Origin of the sequence: Psychrobacter sp. 16-MNA-CIBAN-0192 (genome assembly GCF_040309565.1) — a bacterium.
Lineage (GTDB): Bacteria > Pseudomonadota > Gammaproteobacteria > Pseudomonadales > Moraxellaceae > Psychrobacter.
Map to the genome: position 1 here is coordinate 1 of NZ_JBEOOX010000449.1, position 257 is coordinate 257.

The following is a 257-nucleotide window of genomic DNA, read 5'->3' on the forward strand; positions in this document are numbered from 1 at the left end:
GGGTCAGGTTGCGGCTGGCGTCGAGTTTGACGTTGCGCCCGCTGACGTCGGTGGCGGCCAGGTTCAAGTCCTTGGCACTGTGCAAGTCGATATCGCCCTGGCGGCTGTGCACGCCAGCGCGGGTGGCGTCGAGGCTGTCGGCACGCACCTGGCCGCTGATGTCGAGGTCACCGGCCGAACTGATCTTCACCCCGTCAGTGCCTTGCACCTGCACGCCGCCCACGCGCACACCGGCGCCTTCGGCGGTGCTGATGATG

1 protein-coding gene is annotated in these 257 nt (G+C 68.1%); it reads right to left on the reverse strand.

The genetic code is table 11. The features are described from left to right. Nucleotides 1-257 (reverse strand): hemagglutinin repeat-containing protein (locus AAEY78_RS13920; protein WP_352339958.1); only part of this gene is annotated, 257 nt, incomplete at both ends.